The following is a 19666-nucleotide window of genomic DNA, read 5'->3' on the forward strand; positions in this document are numbered from 1 at the left end:
GTACAAAAAAATTGAGTAGATATAAAGAAAAAGCCTGAGTTTATGGCTCAGGCTTTTGAATATGATTAACTAATTATGTGATTATTTTACTAGCAGCTTATGTGAAGGTGCAAACTTAGTCAAGTTAATACCTTTCACTGCAGTTTTATATTCTTCTATTGTTGGAGTTCTACCAAGGATTGTAGACAAAACCACAACCGGCGTAGAAGAAAGCAAAGACTCTCCTTTTTTACCCTCAGTATCTTCTACCACTCTTCCTTGGAAAAGACGAGTAGATGTTGCCATTACCGTATCTCCTTTGGATGCTTTTTCTTGATTACCCATACAAAGATTACAACCTGGACGCTCTAGATACAGCATGTTTTCGTATTCTGTACGCGCCGAAGCTTTAGGAACATTATCGTCGAATTCGAAACCAGAGTATTTTCTTAAAACATCCCAGTCCCCTTCGGCCTTAAGTTCATCAACAATGTTATAGGTAGGTGGTGCTACTACAAGAGGTGCTAGAAACTCTACCTTACCTTTTTGCTCTTCTATGTTCTTAAGCATTTGAGCAAGAATTTTCATATCCCCCTTGTGAACCATGCAAGAACCAATAAATCCAAGATCTACTTTTTTAACCCCTCCATAGAAAGATAGCGGTCTGATGGTATCGTGCGTATATCGTTTAGAAACATCAGCATTATTCACGTCAGGGTCAGCAATCATAGGCTCAGCAATCTGATCAAGATCTACAACAACTTCAGCGTAATACTTAGCGTTTGCATCCGGTCTTAGAGCTGGTTTCTCACCTGATTTAATCTCGGCAATTCTCTTATCAGCTATAGCAATCAATCCTTTAAGAACTTGATTTTTGTTATCCATACCCTTGTCGATCATGATCTGAATTCTACCCTTCGCAATCTCTAGTGATTCAATCAAGGTATCATCCTCAGAAATACAGATGGAAGCTTTTGCCTTCATTTCTGCAGTCCAGTCCGTAAACGTAAATGCTTGGTCAGCATTAAGAGTTCCAAGGTGAACCTCAATGATTCTGCCTTGAAATACATTCTCGCCACCAAACGTCTTAAGCATCTGAGATTGTGTAGCATGAACCACATCACGGAAATCCATATACCCCTTCATATCTCCCTTGAACGTTACCTTCACAGATTCTGGAATTGGCATTGAAGCTTCACCAGTAGCAAGTGCAAGAGCAACTGTTCCTGAGTCAGCACCAAAAGCAACACCTTTAGACATTCTGGTATGAGAGTCACCACCGATGATGATAGCCCACTCGTTTACAGTAATATCATTAAGTACTTTGTGAATTACATCAGTCATTGCGTGATAAACGCCTTTCGGGTCACGAGCTGTGATCAATCCGAAGTCGTTCATGAATTTCATAAGTCTAGGAATATTTGCCTTAGATTTATTATCCCATACCGAAGCAGTGTGACAACCCGATTGGTATGCACCGTCAACAATTGGCGAAATCACAGTAGCAGCCATAGACTCCAATTCCTGAGAAGTCATAAGACCAGTTGTATCTTGTGAACCAACAATGTTTACGGTAACACGAACATCTGAACCAGCATGTAAAACTTTACCTGGAGTTGAACCAACCGCGTTTTTATTAAATATTTTTTCTACTGCTGTAAGACCTTGTCCTTCAATTGAAACCTCTTTTGATGGAGCAAATACAGGTACAATATCAATACCAAGAGTCTTTGATGCAAATGTTTGAAGTTTTTTTCCAAATACAATTGCGTATGAACCACCAGCTTTTATAAATTCAATTTTCTGAGGAGTAAATGCCTTAGAAATATCTATTAATTCTTTATCTCCGTTATAAAGTTTTTTTGTTTTTGTGTTGATTGTAAGAACAGTACCAGTAGCAACAGAATACACTTCCTCAAGAATAGGATCCCCACTTTCATTACGAACAGCGTTACCATTTTCATCCAGTTTTTTTACCCAGTTTTTAAGATCAAGACCAATACCACCAGTAACGTCAACAGTTGTTAGGAAAATCGGAGAAATACCGTTTGTTCCTGCAACGATTGGAGCAATATTAATAAATGGAACATAAGGACTTGCTTGTTTACCACTCCAAAGCGCCACGTTGTTTACACCTGACATTCTTGAAGAACCCACACCCATAGTACCTTTTTCAGCAATTAACATCACGCTCTTATCAGGATTCGCTTCTGCTAATGCTTTGATTTCAGCTTGTGCTTCAGGAGAAATTAAACATTTTCCATGAAGTTCACGATCTGAACGTGAGTGCGCTTGGTTTCCTGGAGATAGTAAATCAGTTGAAATATCTCCTTCACCAGCAATAAAAGTAATTACCTTAATTTCTTCTGCTATTTCAGGTAATTTAGTAAAGAACTCAGCTTTAGCATAGCTCTCTAGAATTGCTGTAGCTATTCCGTTACCGCTTTTAAAAGCTGCCTCTAAACGATCTGTATCTGCTTCATAAAGAAAAACTTGTGTCTTTAAAACAGCTGCAGCGTCATTTACAATAGCAACATCATTACCTAAAGCTAAATCAAGTAAAACGGCTATAGAAGTTCCACCTTTCATGTGTGATAACAACTCTAAAGCAAAAGCAGACGTAATTTCAGCAACTACTGATTGACCTAGAACGATTTCTTTTAAAAAATTAGCTTTTACAGTAGCAGCAGGAGTAGTTCCAGGAACAACATTGTAAATAAAGAAGTTAAGAGAATCTGCTCTGTACCCGTTATTCAAATCTTTAATTTGCGCAATGATTTCGCTTAATAATTCAGCGCCATCAATCGGTTTCGGGTGAAGCCCTTGGCTTTTTCTTTCTTCAATCTCTTGGATGTAATCCTTATAAGTATTCATAATAGAGGTCTTTTCTAATGTTAATGGCAGATTTCCTTGATTATTTCAATGTCAAAAGCCACAATAAATAGGTGTTTTTATTTTTTGTACGCAAATTTAGGAATTAAAGACGAGAATTTAAAAAAATTTAATAGAAGTCGCCTTTTTAAAAATTATTATTGTAAAATAATCATTTTACATGAATTATATTGAAATAAAATTGAATTCAGGCCTCCAAAGTAAGAAATCCGTAATTTAAAATCTATTTTACAATAAAGCCATAATTTAGTTTTAAAAAAAAATGCTGCATTCGATTAAGAACGCAGCATTTAATTAAAAATAGCACAGTAAATACTTATATCAATTTTGAGATTATCATTTCTTCGGTAATTCCTTCGGCATCGGCCTTGTAGTTTTTAATAATTCTATGACGCAATATTCCAGTTGCAACCGCTTTTACATCCTCTATATCCGGAGAAAATTTACCATGAAAAGCAGCATTGGCTTTGGCAGCCAAAATTAAATTCTGCGACGCTCTTGGCCCTGCCCCCCAATCTAAATAATTTTTCACAAACTCATTCGAAAGTGCATTATCCGGACGCGTTTTACTCACCAGCGTTACCGCATATTCTACCACATTATCCGCAACGGGAATACGACGGATCAAATGCTGGAAATCAATAATTTCCTGAGCCGTAAACAGTGGATTTACAACATTCTCTGAATCCGAAGTCGTGCGTTTTACCACTTGAACTTCTTCTTCAAAAGAAGGATATTCTAGTTTTATAGCAAACATAAAACGGTCTAATTGAGCTTCTGGCAAAGGATAAGTTCCTTCCTGCTCAATTGGGTTTTGAGTGGCTAGCACAAAATAAGGCAAGCTTAATTTGTGATTTTCCCCTGCAATAGTAACCGAACGCTCTTGCATAGCTTCTAATAAAGCAGCTTGTGTTTTGGGCGGCGTTCTATTGATCTCATCAGCCAATATAATATTCGAAAAAATTGGACCTTTTATAAATTTAAACTGCCTGTTCTCATCCAATATTTCACTTCCTAATATATCCGAAGGCATTAAATCCGGAGTAAATTGTATCCTCTTAAAGTCAAGCCCTAATGCTTGCGCCAAAGTATTTACCAACAACGTTTTTGCCAAACCCGGAACTCCTACCAACAACGCATGACCTCCAGAAAAAATACAAAGCAAAATCTGATCAACGACAGCTTCTTGCCCCACAATGATTTTTGCGATTTCGTTTTTTAGCTCGTTACGTTTTTGAACTAAATTCTGTATTGCTGCTACGTCGGACATATTGTAATTTTAGATTTTAGATTAACGATTTTAGATTGCAGATTTCAAATAACAGATTACAAATTTTAGATTAAAATGAAGACCACAAGAAATCTAAAATCAGTCCCGATAGCTATCGAGAGTTAATCTTCAATCCTAAATCCCTACTTCTTAAGCCAATTGTTTGTAAAAGTACAATCTCTATACTCTCCTACAATTTTTATATAAGTATCTTTTATTTTGGTATCAAACCATTTTCCGATAGCTTTAATCTGCTTTTCCTTCAAGGCCAAATCTTTAATTTTGACATAATCCTTAGCATAATCAGCGGTGTGTGCATCAATTCTATTGGTTACAACCATAATTTTATAATCTTTCTTCCCTTGTTCATCTTCCAAAAACGGTGAAGAAATCTCATTGTCTTTTAAATTAGACACTTGACCATAAATTTTAGGATCCATTTTTGTTAATTCAAAATGGGTATCTTGTGTTTTAGTATTTACCAATGCCCCACCATTTGCTCTTGTTTCTTTCTCATCAGACATCGTTCTTGCCGCTTCCGCAAAAGTGATGTCTTTATCCATAATCTTTTTTCGTATTAAAGAAATTTTTTCTTTAGCCTCTTTCAACGACTCTTGAGTAACTACCGGACTTATCAAGATATGTCGCAACTCTATCTCTTGTCCTCTAATTTTTTCTGCATAAATAATATGATACCCAAAAGTAGTCTCAAAAGGTTCTGATATTTCCCCCTCAGCAAGACTAAATGCAACATCTTTAAACTCTTTGACAAAAGGAGTTTTACGAGTCATTTTATAATAGCCTCCGTTTTTACTAGAACCCGGATCTTCAGAATACAAAACGGCTTTCGTTGCAAAACTGGATCCTTCTAGACATTCTTTTCTAAAACTATTCAATTTATCAATTACTTTTTGCTTATCGGCATCCGTAACTTTAGGCTTAATCACAATTTGAGCCACTTCTAATTCTGCACCAAAAACAGGTAAATCTGCAGCAGGTATTTTTTTGAAGAACTCGCGAACTTCCTCTGGCGTAATCTCTACTTTATCTACAATTTTCTTTTGCATTTCACTAGTTAGCTTTTGCTCTTTCAACACATCAAAGAAATAAGTTCTAAACTCCTCTTCCGAATCTTTTTGATAATACTTCACCACTTTATCCATAGAACCAATTTGCTCTACCATATAGTTTAGCCTTTCATCCATCATCCCTTTTACCTCGGCATCACTAACGACAACACTATCTTGAACCGCTTGATGGGCATATAATTTATCTTCGAGTAATTTACCCAATACCTGACATCTGGTAATATCTTTAATAGACCCGCCTTGACTTGTGATTTCAAGAAAAGATTTATCAATATCCGAATCCAAAATAATATAATCCCCAACCGTACCAACAACTCCGTCAATTTTTAATTTTTTCCCAGACGGCACCGTCAATTTTGTAGTAGCAACAACACTGTCTTTTATAATTACTTGTGCATTCACAAAAGATAAAGACAAAAACAAAAGAAAAAAAGTCAACACAACTTTATTGGTTATGGAATTCATTTGTACAATTTTTAAAGGCATTATTTATTATTTATAATATTATTTAAAAAAGAATCTGTTTCGAACAAAAAACATACCGCTCTAAAATACAGCGCTTTTAAACCAAAACAAAAGATTTATTTAAAGTTTCGCGCGATTAAAATACATTAATTCAGCAAAATACTTACAATTCTCGAAACTTAAACCGAACAAAAATAACAATTCGAATGCATTAAACAAGTTTCCCCAGTACTATTAACAAAAAATTATTAAGTTCTTTTTCTGGCTCCTTTTTTTAAAGAAATGGTTTTTAGAATCAATTCCGCCATCAAGATTCGAATTCATTAAAAAACAACCTTGCTTTAAAACGCAAAAAAACTATAATTTCAAACATAGTATAGTATTCTTTTTGTTAATATGATTCCCCCTGTCCCGACTAAACAACTTTATAAAAACTGCTTTAAAAAATTTTATTTTAAATACCGAAAGAAAATATCATAATTAAAACCGCAATTTACTACATAATATGTTTTTTCATTTTTTTTATAAAAAACGCAAAACACCAAAATAATAATCAAATAAAACTCATAAAATTAGCAATTCACACAAATTAGAATAAGTTTTTAACACTACAACGTAATAGTAGACAAATAAAAACAGTCCATTATTGAGCACGTAAAAATTTATATACATTAGCAAAAAAAAGTTGTTTTATCATTTAAAAACAAAGTAAAACACTTGATTTTCTGACAAATAGAAACAAAATTCCATTATAATGACGACCCAATTATTCGAAATCCTAAAATCGGATTAAAAAAATAGCCCAATAACCAAACCCTAATTATTAACCTAAATTACTATTTAATGAAAAAGCAAAATTTTAAGTTGTATTTCTTAACCGCATTAACTATCGGTTTTTATTCTTGTAATTCGAACGAAGATTCTACAAAAGAGCCTTCGCTCACTGAAGTACATGACAAAATAGTCAACGTTACCCATCATGACGGCCATCCCTTTAGTACAGGCAAAACAACTAGTTCTTTAACAGGTAAATATGTTGCAAATCCTGGTGGAGGCGTTATGATGCAAGCCTTTTACTGGGATGTTCCTGCAGGTGGAAACTGGTGGAATACGGTTGCCACCAAAGTAACAGAATGGTCAAATTCAGGAATTGGATCCATCTGGTTACCTCCAGCGTCTAAAGCACAAAACGGAGCCTTATCAATGGGATATGACCCTACCGATTATTTTGACTTCGGAGATTTCAATCAAAATGGTTCAACAGAAACCCGATTTGGTTCAAAAACAGAATTAGTCAGTTTAATTACCAAAGCACATACTGAAAACATGCAAGTATATGCCGATATAGTAATCAATCATAACAGCGGAGGAGCTTCTGAAAGCAATCCATTTACAGGAACCAATACTTGGACAAATTTCACTGGGGTAGCTTCAGGAAAGTTCAAAAGAACGTATGCAGATTTTTACAAAAATTCCTTCGGAAATAACGACGAAGGTGCTTTCGGAGGATTTCCAGATTTGTGTCATGCAGCGCCAAATGTGCAAGATTGGCTTTGGAAAAGAACAGACGGTGTAGGTAAATATTACAAAAACACCATGAAATTTGACGGATGGAGATTTGACTACGTAAAAGGTTTTGGCTCTTGGGTAATAAAAGACTGGAATGCTAACGTAGGCGGATTCTCTGTTGGCGAATTATGGGATTCTAACGTAAACGCCCTAAATGACTGGGCAAACAACGCAAACAGCTCTGTATTCGACTTTGCTTGCTACTACAAAATGAATGATGCATTTGACGGTAACAATCTTAATTTACTTAATGATGACATGATGTGGAAAAGAAACCCATACAAGGCGGTTACTTTTGTCACCAATCACGACACCGATGAAATTTGGACTAAAGAACTTGCTTATGCTTATATCCTAACACACGAAGGTTATCCGACTATTTTTTACAGAGATTATGAAGAATGGTTAAATAAAGCCAAACTAAATAACCTTATCTGGATTCACAACCAGAAAGCCACTGGAACCACTTCGATTTTATATACTGATAATGACGAATACATTGCCAGAAGAAATGGATACAATGGTAATCCTGGATTGGTAGTTTACATAAATAATTCAACGTCTTGGCAGGAAAGATGGATTCAAACCAATTGGAGCAATGCTCAGATTAAGGATTTTACAGGTGCCTCATCTTGGATTCCGACAACCCAAGGCGACAAATGGGTGAAAATTCAATGTCCACCAAAAGGATATAGTGTTTGGTCTATTAATATGTAGAACCTAAAATAGAATAACAATTCCCAAGAGGCTGTCACAAATAGGCAGCCTCTTTTTTTTATCCTATTGCTAACACAAACTAAGCAATCATAAAGCAATTAAAACTACACGGCAAACGCTTTTAAAAAAAATCAGACACGTCCCGATGGTTATCGGGATACACAAATTCACACGAATAATTATTTGTTTAAATTACACAAATCCTTAGAATTCGTGACTCGAGCGAAGCGAACAGGCGAAGCGAATTAAATTTTAAAAAATCAATAAAATTTGTGATAATTCGTGTAATTGCTTCGCCTGTTCACTATCGCTCGAGTCGTAGCGAAAAATATTAAGGCGTTTGCCCTGATTAGAACTAATACCCAAGAAACCAACATTCACAATTAGATTCTACAATTTTTTTAATTGGCATTTATAAATAGTACTTTTGCAAACTATTTATATAAAATATGAGTTTTTTAAAAGAAATACAACGAAGACGAACTTTTGGGATTATTTCACATCCCGATGCCGGAAAAACAACATTAACTGAAAAATTACTTCTTTTTGGAGGAGCAATTCAAGAAGCCGGTGCTGTTAAGAACAATAAAATAAAAAAAGGAGCTACGAGCGATTTCATGGAAATTGAACGTCAGAGAGGAATTTCGGTTTCCACTTCTGTTTTGGCATTTAATTACAAAGACAAAAAAATAAACATTCTTGACACACCCGGTCACAAGGATTTTGCCGAAGATACTTTTAGAACCTTAACTGCCGTTGATAGTGTTATCGTAGTTATTGACGTTGCCAAAGGGATTGAGGAACAAACTGAGAAACTCGTTGCTGTATGTAGAATGCGAAAAATTCCAATCATTGTTTTTATCAACAAATTAGACCGTGAAGGAAAAGATGCTTTCGATTTGATGGATGAAGTAGAGCAAAAACTTGGACTTACCGTTACACCTTTAAGTTTTCCTATCGGAATGGGCTATGACTTTCAAGGAATTTACAATCTTTGGGAACAAAATATCAATTTATTCAGTGGAGACAGCCGCAAGAACATTGAAGAAACGATCGCTTTTTCGGATGTTAAAAACCCTGAATTAGAAAAAATAATTGGTCAAAAACCTGCCGATAGACTTCGTGAAGAATTAGAATTAATCGATGAAGTCTACCCAAAATTTGACCGCCAAGATTATTTGGACGGTAAATTACAACCTGTATTTTTTGGTTCAGCTTTAAATAATTTTGGAGTTAGAGAGTTGCTTGATTGCTTTGTTACCATTGCACCATCTCCTAGACCTAAAGACTCTGAAACCCGATTAGTAGATCCTAAAGAAGAAAAAATGTCTGGATTTGTGTTTAAAATCCATGCCAACATGGATCCAAAACACAGGGACAGATTAGCATTTATAAAAATTGTTTCAGGCACATTTGAAAGAAACAAACCGTATTATCACGTTCGACAAAAGAAGAACTTGAAATTTTCTAGCCCAAACGCTTTCTTTGCTGAAAAGAAGGAAATCGTAGATATCTCCTATCCGGGAGACATTGTAGGATTACACGATACTGGAAATTTCAAAATTGGAGACACTTTGACCGAAGGAGAAATAATGAGTTTCAAAGGAATTCCAAGTTTCTCTCCAGAACACTTTAGATACATCAATAATGCTGATCCTATGAAAGCCAAACAGCTTGACAAAGGAGTTGACCAGCTAATGGATGAAGGTGTAGCGCAATTGTTTACCTTAGAAATGAACAACCGTAAAATCATTGGAACTGTTGGTGCTCTTCAATATGAGGTTATCCAATACCGTTTAGAACATGAATATGGTGCTAAATGTACCTATGAAAACTTCCCGGTTCACAAAGCGTGTTGGGTTAAACCAAATGACCTAAAAAGTGATGAATTTAAAGAATTTAGAAGAATCAAACAAAAGTTCTTAGCCCATGATAAATACGGTCAATTAGTATTTCTTGCTGATTCTGATTTTACGATTCAAATGACACAAAATAAATACCCAAATGTCAAATTATTTTTCACTTCTGAATTTGAATAATCTAGAAGACACAGGGACATAAAAAAAACGCCAGCTTTTTAGTTGGCGTTTTTTTATTATGAATTAATTAACTTTATGTAAACCTAACAAAATTTTAAATTTATAGTTTTTTTTAAAAGTGTTTTCATTAACAAATGATTAGGCACAGTTCCTGTGGAAATAATTTGATTTTTAGTGTAGATCCCCTCATTAGACATGCTTTTACTTGGACCGACTTTAGTACCCATAAACCAAAGTATAAAATTAGTATTAGAATTTAAAGTAGCAGAAGAAGACGTTTTAACTGGCAATTCATCTGTTGCAATATTAAAATCTTTAACTGACACATTCAAGTCAGTACTATTGAAGGATGCTTGAGCAAAACTTGAAAAACCAAAAAACACGAACACAACAAGAAAAAACATTCTTCTATCGTTAGTATTATATTTTTTGAAAAAAGTTTTCATACCCTTTGTTTTAAAGATTAAATATGTTCACATCTTATTACGGGTACTAAACTAATAGTATAAAAATCGAGAAAAAAAAATACTCGTTTAAATGTCTGAATACTCGTTTAAGTACGCAAACTTGATCATCTGAACGATCAGATCATACCAACTAAATTTGCAGTCAAAAAAATATTGAGCAAAAAAAAAGCCTCTCGAAATCGAGAGGCTTTTAAAATTATGCTTGACCTGCTGGTCCAAAATTAAGTGGAATTTGAGGTTGTTCAACATCTTTAATTTCGCCATGAGCGACTTCAAAACGATGAATATTTTCTCCAATTGCTTTCAATAATCTTTTGGCATGTTGAGGTGTCAAAACAATTCTTGATTTCACTTTAGCTTTAGGAACACCTGGCATGATACATACAAAATCCAAAACAAATTCAGAAGAAGAATGATTGATAATTGCTAAATTGGAATAAATTCCTTCAGCAATTTTTTCATCTAACTCAATATTAATTTGTTCCTGTTGATTAGAATTATTCATAGCTATGTTATTTTCCAATTCTCCCTCCGCCGAGACGGAGAGAACTATTTGGGAAAGAATTAATAAATGTACTCCTCTTTATTTGCCATCATATCATTGTAATCTTCTCTTGATCCTACAATTGTATTATCATATTCTCTCATACCCGTTCCGGCAGGGATTCTATGTCCTACAATTACATTTTCTTTCAATCCTTCTAAGTAGTCAATTTTACCTGCAACTGCAGCTTCATTTAATACTTTAGTCGTTTCTTGGAACGATGCAGCAGAGATAAACGATTTCGTTTGAAGTGATGCTCTTGTGATACCTTGTAAAACTGGAGTTGCAGTTGCAGTGATAACATCACGAGCCACAACTAGGTTTTTATCAGTACGTTTCAACAATGAATTTTCATCACGTAATTCACGAGGCGTAATAATTTGCCCAGCTTTTAATGCGCTAGAATCTCCTGCGTCTTCAACTACTTTCATTCCATATAAATTATCGTTTTGAACGATAAAATCTTTAGTATGAATCAATTGATCTTCTAAGAATAAAGTATCCCCTGGATCTTGAACTCTTACTTTACGCATCATTTGACGTATTACTACCTCAAAGTGTTTGTCGTTGATTTTTACCCCTTGCAAACGGTATACTTCTTGAATTTCATTAACCAAATACTGTTGAACAGCTGCTGGCCCTTGGATTCTTAAAATATCATCTGGAGTAATAGCTCCATCAGACAATGGTACACCCGCTCTTACGAAGTCATTTTCCTGAACTAGAATTTGGCTTGATAATTTAACCAAGTATTTTCTAATATCACCAAATTTAGATTCGATAACGATCTCACGGTTACCTCTTTTGATTTTTCCAAAAGAAACAACACCATCAATCTCAGAAACTACCGCTGGGTTTGAAGGATTACGAGCCTCTAGCAACTCTGTAATTCTAGGTAAACCTCCGGTAATATCCCCAGATTTAGAAGAACGACGTGGAATTTTAACCAATACTTTACCGGCTTTAATTTTCTCACCATTTTCAACCATCAAGTGGGCTCCAACTGGTAAGTTATAAGAACGGATCAATTCTCCTTCTTTACCGTAAACCAATAAAGTAGGGATTAATTTTTTGGCTCTAGATTCAGAAATTACTTTTTCTTGGAAACCAGTTTGCTCATCAATTTCAACCATGAATGATTGTCCTTGCTCTAAATCTTCGTAAGCAATTTTACCGGTAAACTCAGAAACAATAACTCCATTATATGGATCCCATTTACATATAGTATCTCCTTTAGCGACAGATTGACCATCTCCAACAAAAATACTAGAACCGTAAGGAATGTTATTAGTACTTAATAAAATACCTGTTTTTTCGTCAATTAATTTTAATTCAGTTGAACGAGAAACTACAATATCTACTGCATTACCTTCACTATCTTCACCTTTAACAGTTTTTAAATCCTCAATTTCTAGTTTACCTGCAAAACGAGTTACAATACTAGACTCTTCAGAAATACCACCCGCAACCCCTCCAACGTGGAACGTACGTAATGTTAACTGTGTACCTGGTTCTCCAATAGATTGAGCTGCAATTACACCAACTGCTTCTCCTCTTTGTGTCATTTTTCCGGTAGCTAAATTTCTACCGTAACATTTAGCACAAATACCTTTTGTAGCCTCACAAACTAAAGGTGAACGCACTTCTACTTTCTCCACTGGAGAAGCTTCAATTGCTTTCATCAATACTTCTGTAATTTGCTCACCAGATTTAACTATAATCTCACTAGTTAAAGGATTGATTACGTCTTGTAATGCTACACGACCTAAAATTCTTTCCCCTAATGATTCAACAATTTCCTCGTTTTTCTTCAATGCAGAAACTTCAACACCTCTAAGAGTACCACAATCTTCGATGTTAACAATAACATCTTGAGAAACGTCATGTAATCTTCTAGTAAGGTATCCAGCATCGGCCGTTTTCAAAGCCGTATCCGCAAGACCTTTACGAGCACCGTGAGTAGAAATGAAATACTCAAGGATAGAAAGACCTTCCTTAAAGTTGGAAAGAATCGGGTTTTCAATAATTTCCCCACCACCAGCAGTAGATTTTTTAGGCTTAGCCATCAAACCACGCATACCGGTTAACTGACGAATTTGTTCTTTGGAACCCCTCGCTCCAGAATCAAGCATCATATACACCGAGTTGAAACCTTGCTGGTCCTCTCTAATGTTTTTCATTGCTAATTCAGTAAGCTGAGCATTTGCAGAGGTCCAAACATCAATAACTTGGTTGTAACGCTCGTTATTGGTAATAAGACCCATGTTATAATTGGCAGAGATACCTTCAACTTGCTCTCTGGCATCTGCAATTAATTTTGGTTTTTGATCTGGAATTCTAATATCACCAAGAGAGAATGACAATCCTCCTTTGAAGGCGAATTTATACCCCATATCTTTCATATTGTCCAAGAAAGCCGCTGTAGTAGGAACATTTGTCGAACTCAAAACGTGTCCGATAATGTCTCTAAGGTTTTTCTTAGTCAATACATCATTGATATATCCAGCTGCTTCAGGTACTACTTCATTAAATAATACACGTCCAGCAGTAGTTTGAATGATTTGGTACACTAATTCACCCGCTTCGTTGAAATCTTTTGCTCTAATTTTCACTTGAGCATTCAATTCCAAACGCCCTTCATTCAAAGCAATATTTACTTCTTCAGCAGAGTAGAAAGTAATTCCTTGTCCTAAAATAGTTTTCTCTGGTGTTGACAAACGTTCCTTGGTCATATAGTAAAGACCAAGTACCATGTCTTGAGAAGGTACCGTAATTGGCGCACCATTTGCAGGGTTCAAGATATTGTGAGAAGCCAACATTAACAATTGTGCTTCCAAAATAGCTTCTGGCCCTAATGGTAAGTGAACTGCCATTTGATCCCCATCAAAATCCGCATTAAATGCAGTACAAACTAAAGGGTGCAATTGGATTGCTTTTCCTTCAATTAATTTTGGTTGGAATGCTTGAATACCTAATCTGTGCAAAGTAGGAGCACGATTCAGTAATATTGGGTGACCTTTAATAACATTTTCAAGGATATCCCAAACTACTGGCTCTTTTTTGTCTATTATTTTCTTAGCAGATTTTACAGTTTTTACAATACCTCTTTCTATCAATTTACGGATAACGAAAGGCTTGTATAATTCGGCTGCCATATCTTTTGGGATACCACATTCGAACAATTTCAATTCAGGTCCAACAACAATTACCGAACGAGCAGAATAATCCACACGTTTTCCAAGTAAGTTTTGACGGAAACGTCCTTGCTTACCTTTTAGGGAATCAGATAATGATTTTAATGGTCTGTTTGATTCCGTTTTTACTGCAGATGCTTTACGCGTATTATCGAAAAGTGAATCTACAGATTCTTGCAACATACGTTTTTCGTTACGAAGGATTACTTCAGGAGCTTTAATCTCGATTAATCTTTTCAAACGATTGTTACGGATGATTACACGACGGTATAAATCATTTAAATCCGAAGTTGCAAAACGACCACCATCAAGAGGCACAAGAGGACGCAATTCTGGTGGAATAACTGGAACCACTTTCATAATCATCCATTCAGGACGATTTTCTCTGTTCAAGTTAGACTCACGGAAAGACTCAACAACTTGCAATCTTTTTAATGCTTCTGTTTTACGTTGTTTTGATGTTTCGTTATTTGCTTTGTGTCTCAAATCATATGACAATTCGTCAAGATTGATACGAGCCAATAAATCCATAATACACTCTGCTCCCATTTTGGCAACAAACTTATTAGGATCAAAATCATCAAGATATTGGTTGTCTGCAGGAAGTGTATCTAATATATTCAAATACTCTTCTTCTGTCAAGAAATCTAATCTTTGTACTGATTCTCCTTCAGCATTTTTAGCAATACCAGCTTGGATAACTACGTATCTTTCGTAGTAGATAATCATATCTAATTTCTTAGAAGGAAGACCAAGGATATAACCAATTTTGTTGGGAAGAGAACGAAAATACCAGATATGAGCAATTGGCACAACAAGGTTGATGTGACCTACTCTGTCTCTACGTACTTTTTTCTCAGTAACTTCTACACCACAACGGTCACAGATGATTCCTTTGTAACGTATTCTTTTATATTTACCACAAGCACATTCAAAATCTTTAACTGGGCCGAAAATACGTTCGCAGAAAAGACCATCGCGCTCTGGTTTGTGAGTTCTGTAATTGATGGTTTCAGGTTTCAACACTTCACCTCTAGACTCTTTCAAGATAGATTCTGGAGAAGCAAGTCCTATTGAAATTTTATTAAACCTTTTTACAGGATTCTTATCTTTATTATTATTATTTCTATTATTCATCATAGTTTTTACTATTGATTTATTTGCAATTAAAAATTGATTTTAAATGTAAAGACGTTGCATGCAACTTCTCTACACCACGGATTACTTCTCTAAACTTTCAAAAACGATATTTTGAAGTGCTAATTATAAAGAGACGTTAGCATAACGTCTTTACTATAAAAAATCGGAACGGGTTACGGGTCTAAATCCTAAAAACTCTTATAAATGAGTAATCAGTTTTCAGGTATTGCTACCTAAAAACTGAATACTGCAAACTTTTTTCTATTCTTCTAAACGAATGTCAAGTCCAAGACCTTTCAATTCATGCATTAATACATTGAATGATTCTGGCAATCCTGGTTCTGGCATAGATTCACCCTTAACGATTGCTTCGTAAGTTTTAGCTCTACCGATAACATCATCAGACTTCACAGTCAAGATTTCTCTAAGTGTACTTGATGCTCCATAAGCTTCAAGTGCCCAAACCTCCATCTCTCCAAAACGTTGTCCTCCAAATTGCGCTTTACCTCCTAAAGGTTGTTGCGTAATCAATGAGTATGGTCCGATAGAACGTGCGTGCATCTTATCATCAACCATGTGTCCTAATTTTAACATATAGATCACACCTACGGTTGCTGCTTGATGGAAACGCTCTCCAGTACCACCATCATAAAGATGGGTATGTCCAAAACGTGGTACTCCAGCTTCGTCAGTCAATTCATTGATTTGATCTAAAGTAGCTCCGTCAAAAATAGGTGTAGCAAATTTTCTACCCAAGTTTTGTCCAGCCCAACCAAGAACAGTTTCATAAATTTGACCAATGTTCATACGTGAAGGTACCCCAAGTGGATTCAACACGATATCAACAGGTGTTCCGTCTTCAAGGAAAGGCATGTCTTCATGACGAACGATACGAGCAACAATACCTTTGTTACCGTGACGTCCAGCCATTTTATCCCCAACTTTCAGTTTACGTTTTTTAGCGATATATACTTTAGCCAATTTCAAGATTCCTGCTGGCAATTCATCTCCAACAGTGATCGTGAATTTCTCTCTACGTAAAGCTCCTTGCAAATCGTTCAATTTAATTTTATAGTTATGAATTAAATCATTAACCATTTTATTAGTCACATCATCTGCAACCCATTGACCTTTACTTAAGTGAGCAAAATCTTCAACTGCATAAAGCATTTTTTGAGTATATTTTTTACCTTTTGGTAAAACTTCTTCACCCAAATCATTCATTACACCTTGAGATGTTTTTCCGTTTACAATATTGAAAAGTTTCTCAATCAATCTATCTTTAAGCTCAACAAACTTCACTTCAAACTCCATTTCAAGTGCTCCTAAAGCATCTTTATCTTGAGTACGTTTGCGTTTGTCTTTTACTGCTCTTGCGAATAATTTTTTATCCAAAACTACACCATGCAAAGAAGGAGAAGCTTTTAATGAAGCATCTTTTACATCACCTGCTTTGTCCCCGAAGATTGCACGAAGCAATTTCTCTTCCGGAGTAGGATCTGATTCCCCTTTTGGAGTAATTTTTCCGATAAGAATATCACCAGGTTTAACCTCGGCTCCAATTCTAATCATACCATTTTCATCTAAATCTTTAGTAGCTTCTTCAGAAACGTTTGGTATATCATTCGTTAATTCTTCGTTACCTAATTTAGTATCTCTAACTTCCAATGAATAATCATCAACGTGAATAGAGGTAAAAATATCGTCACGAACCACTTTTTCAGAAATTACAATCGCATCCTCAAAGTTGTACCCTTTCCATGGCATGAACGCTACTTTTAGGTTACGACCTAAAGCTAATTCTCCATTTTGAGTAGCATATCCCTCAGATAATACTTGTCCAAGAACCACTCTATCCCCTTTTCTTACGATAGGTTTAAGATTGATACTTGTACCTTGATTGGTTTTTCTAAATTTAATTAGATTATATGTTTTCTCATCAGGCTCAAAACTTACCATTCTTTCTTCCTCAGAACGATCGTATTTGATAGTGATGATATTAGCATCTACATATTCTATAACTCCATCACCTTCAGCGTTAATTAAAACTCTAGAATCTGAAGCTACTTGACGCTCTAAACCAGTTCCAACGATTGGTGCTTCAGGACGTATCAATGGTACAGCCTGACGCATCATGTTAGATCCCATCAAGGCTCTATTCGCATCATCATGTTCCAAGAAAGGAATCAAAGAAGCCGAAATAGAAGCAATTTGATTTGGAGCAACGTCAGCATAATCCACTTTAGATGGATCAATAACTGGGAAATCTCCTTCTTGACGTGCAATTACATTATCGGCAGTAATTTTTCCAGACTCATCCATTTCGATGTTTGCCTGAGAAATCATCATACCTTCTTCTTCTTCAGCACTCAAGTAAACAGGAGTTGATTCTAAATCAACCACTCCATTAGTTACTTTACGATAAGGAGTTTCAATGAAACCCATTCCGTTTACTTTAGCATAAACACCAAGAGAAGATATCAAACCAATGTTTGGTCCCTCGGGAGTTTCAATTGGACATAAACGTCCGTAATGCGTATAGTGAACGTCACGTACCTCAAATCCGGCTCTCTCTCTCGAAAGTCCACCTGGTCCAAGTGCAGATAATCTCCTTTTGTGTGTGATTTCAGCTAATGGATTCGTTTGATCCATAAATTGAGACAACTGGTTGGTACCAAAGAAAGAGTTGATAACAGAAGATAATGTTTTAGCATTAATCAAATCTATTGGTGTAAACACCTCGTTATCTCTAACGTTCATACGCTCTCTAATAGTTCTAGCCATACGAGCTAAACCTACACCAAATTGTTGAGACAATTGTTCACCTACTGTTCTCACACGACGGTTTGACAAGTGGTCAATATCATCAATATCTGCTTTCGCATTTATTAATTCAATCAAATACTTAACAATAGTGATGATATCTTCTTTGGTAAGCACTTGCTTTTCCATTGGAGTATCAAGACCAAGTTTTTTATTAATTCTATAACGACCTACTTCACCTAAGTTGTAACGTTGGTCCGAGAAGAATAATTTATCTATAATACCACGAGCAGTTTCTTCATCAGGCGGTTCTGCGTTACGCAATTGTCTGTAGATATGCTCAACAGCTTCTTTTTCAGAGTTTGTTGGATCTTTTTGTAGCGTATTATGAATGATTGAATAATCAACAAGATTATTATCTTCTTTATGCAACAAAATAGATTTAACGTTTGAATCGATGATTTCTTCAACATTATCTTTGTCGATAATAGTATCTCTATCAAGGATTATTTCGTTACGTTCGATAGAAACAACTTCGCCAGTATCTTCATCAACGAAATCTTCATGCCATGTGTTCAAAACACGAGCAGCTAATTTTCTACCAATATATTTTTTAAGTCCAGTTTTAGAAACTTTAATTTCTTCAGCTAGGTCGAAAATCTCTAGGATATCCTTGTCTCTTTCGAAGCCTATTGCACGGAATAAAGTAGTAACTGGTAATTTTTTCTTTCTATCGATATAAGCGTACATAACGCTATTGATATCTGTAGAAAATTCTATCCAAGATCCTTTAAAAGGAATTACTCTGGCAGAATATAATTTTGTTCCATTTGCATGGAATGATTGTCCGAAGAAAACACCTGGAGAACGGTGAAGTTGAGAAACAACAACACGTTCTGCACCATTGATAACAAAAGTACCACTTGGAGTCATATAAGGAATTGTACCTAGATAAACATCTTGAACAATTGTTTCAAAATCTTCATGTTCTGGATCTGTACAATATAATTTTAACCTAGCTTTTAAAGGCACACTATAGGTAAGCCCTCTTTCAATACATTCTTGAATTGTGTAACGTGGTGGATCTACAAAGTAATCGAGGAATTCCAATACAAAGTTATTTCTTGTATCTGTAATTGGAAAGTTTTCCATGAAGGTGTTATATAAACCTTCGTCGCCTCTTTCGTCAGATTTGGTTTCCAATTGGAAAAAATCCTTAAACGATTTAACCTGAACATCTAGAAAATCTGGATAGTCAGGGATGTTTTTTGTAGAGGCAAAATTCAATCTTTCAGTCTGATTTGTTATCATCTATGGACAAAATTTTGATTAAAAAAAAGTAAATTTTTGTGTAAAACACTGTTTAACCAATACTTTCTTTTTTAATCAATACCTCTTTAAAAATAATGAAAGAGCAAGCTCTTTTATTTTATTTTCTTTCATCGTATTGATTTAAAAACACTTTTGTATTTTAAACTATTTTATAATAAAACGCAATAATTTTATTATACGAAAAAGGGTTTAGGTCTTTGGAAGTTA

Annotated in this window: 9 protein-coding genes; 2 read left to right on the forward strand and 7 right to left on the reverse strand. The window is 35.2% G+C overall.

Going from position 1 to position 19666, the window contains the following annotated elements:
• Nucleotides 1–81: 81 nt before the first annotated feature.
• From FNW52_RS15090 to FNW52_RS15100, 3 genes are all read right to left on the reverse strand, one after another.
• Entirely contained in the window at nucleotides 82–2853 is a 2772-nt protein-coding gene (locus tag FNW52_RS15090) for a bifunctional aconitate hydratase 2/2-methylisocitrate dehydratase (protein WP_143378275.1), read from the reverse strand.
• 334 nt (nucleotides 2854–3187) lie between these two features.
• A complete protein-coding gene (locus FNW52_RS15095; protein WP_143378276.1) occupies nucleotides 3188–4141 on the reverse strand; it encodes a MoxR family ATPase in 954 nt (317 codons plus the stop codon).
• 143 nt (nucleotides 4142–4284) lie between these two features.
• Complete coding sequence (locus FNW52_RS15100) at nucleotides 4285–5715, reverse strand: peptidylprolyl isomerase (RefSeq protein WP_143378277.1); 1431 nt, start codon at nucleotides 5713–5715, stop codon at nucleotides 4285–4287.
• A gap of 822 nt (nucleotides 5716–6537) precedes the next feature.
• Between FNW52_RS15100 and FNW52_RS15105 the strand changes: the two genes are divergently transcribed.
• On the forward strand, nucleotides 6538–7980 hold the full coding sequence (locus tag FNW52_RS15105) for an alpha-amylase (protein ID WP_143378278.1): 1443 nt from the start codon (nucleotides 6538–6540) through the stop codon (nucleotides 7978–7980).
• 449 nt (nucleotides 7981–8429) lie between these two features.
• The gene (locus tag FNW52_RS15110; RefSeq protein ID WP_143378279.1) at nucleotides 8430–10019 is read left to right on the forward strand and encodes a peptide chain release factor 3; all 1590 of its coding nucleotides are present in this window, start codon (nucleotides 8430–8432) and stop codon (nucleotides 10017–10019) included.
• A gap of 83 nt (nucleotides 10020–10102) precedes the next feature.
• Here FNW52_RS15110 and FNW52_RS15115 read toward each other — a convergent pair whose 3' ends face one another.
• The 4 genes from FNW52_RS15115 to rpoB form a co-directional block, all read right to left on the reverse strand.
• A complete protein-coding gene (locus FNW52_RS15115; protein ID WP_143378280.1) occupies nucleotides 10103–10465 on the reverse strand; it encodes a hypothetical protein in 363 nt (120 codons plus the stop codon).
• Nucleotides 10466–10682: 217 nt separating this feature from the next.
• Nucleotides 10683–10991: a DUF3467 domain-containing protein gene (locus FNW52_RS15120; RefSeq protein ID WP_143378281.1), complete on the reverse strand. Its 309-nt coding sequence runs from the start codon at nucleotides 10989–10991 to the stop codon at nucleotides 10683–10685.
• A 59-nt stretch (nucleotides 10992–11050) separates the two neighbouring features.
• Nucleotides 11051–15364 carry a DNA-directed RNA polymerase subunit beta' gene (gene rpoC, locus FNW52_RS15125; RefSeq protein WP_143378282.1) on the reverse strand — a complete coding sequence of 1438 codons (4314 nt, stop codon included), beginning with the start codon at nucleotides 15362–15364 and terminating at the stop codon, nucleotides 11051–11053.
• Between the two features lie 261 nt (nucleotides 15365–15625).
• Nucleotides 15626–19438 carry a DNA-directed RNA polymerase subunit beta gene (rpoB, locus tag FNW52_RS15130; RefSeq protein WP_143378283.1) on the reverse strand — a complete coding sequence of 1271 codons (3813 nt, stop codon included), beginning with the start codon at nucleotides 19436–19438 and terminating at the stop codon, nucleotides 15626–15628.
• Nucleotides 19439–19666: the final 228 nt, after the last annotated feature.

This window comes from Flavobacterium sp. ZT3R18, assembly GCF_007097385.1.
GTDB lineage: Bacteria > Bacteroidota > Bacteroidia > Flavobacteriales > Flavobacteriaceae > Flavobacterium.

Bases quoted from the DNA above. Each gene is read 5' to 3' on its own strand.
- FNW52_RS15090 (WP_143378275.1), bottom strand. From the start codon at position 2,853: ATGAATACTTATAAGGATTACATCCAAGAGATTGAAGAAAGAAAAAGC.
- FNW52_RS15095 (WP_143378276.1), bottom strand. From the start codon at position 4,141: ATGTCCGACGTAGCAGCAATACAGAATTTAGTTCAAAAACGTAACGAG.
- FNW52_RS15100 (WP_143378277.1), bottom strand. From the start codon at position 5,715: ATGCCTTTAAAAATTGTACAAATGAATTCCATAACCAATAAAGTTGTG.
- FNW52_RS15105 (WP_143378278.1), top strand. From the start codon at position 6,538: ATGAAAAAGCAAAATTTTAAGTTGTATTTCTTAACCGCATTAACTATC.
- FNW52_RS15110 (WP_143378279.1), top strand. From the start codon at position 8,430: ATGAGTTTTTTAAAAGAAATACAACGAAGACGAACTTTTGGGATTATT.
- FNW52_RS15115 (WP_143378280.1), bottom strand. From the start codon at position 10,465: ATGAAAACTTTTTTCAAAAAATATAATACTAACGATAGAAGAATGTTT.
- FNW52_RS15120 (WP_143378281.1), bottom strand. From the start codon at position 10,991: ATGAATAATTCTAATCAACAGGAACAAATTAATATTGAGTTAGATGAA.
- rpoC (WP_143378282.1), bottom strand. From the start codon at position 15,364: ATGATGAATAATAGAAATAATAATAATAAAGATAAGAATCCTGTAAAA.
- rpoB (WP_143378283.1), bottom strand. From the start codon at position 19,438: ATGATAACAAATCAGACTGAAAGATTGAATTTTGCCTCTACAAAAAAC.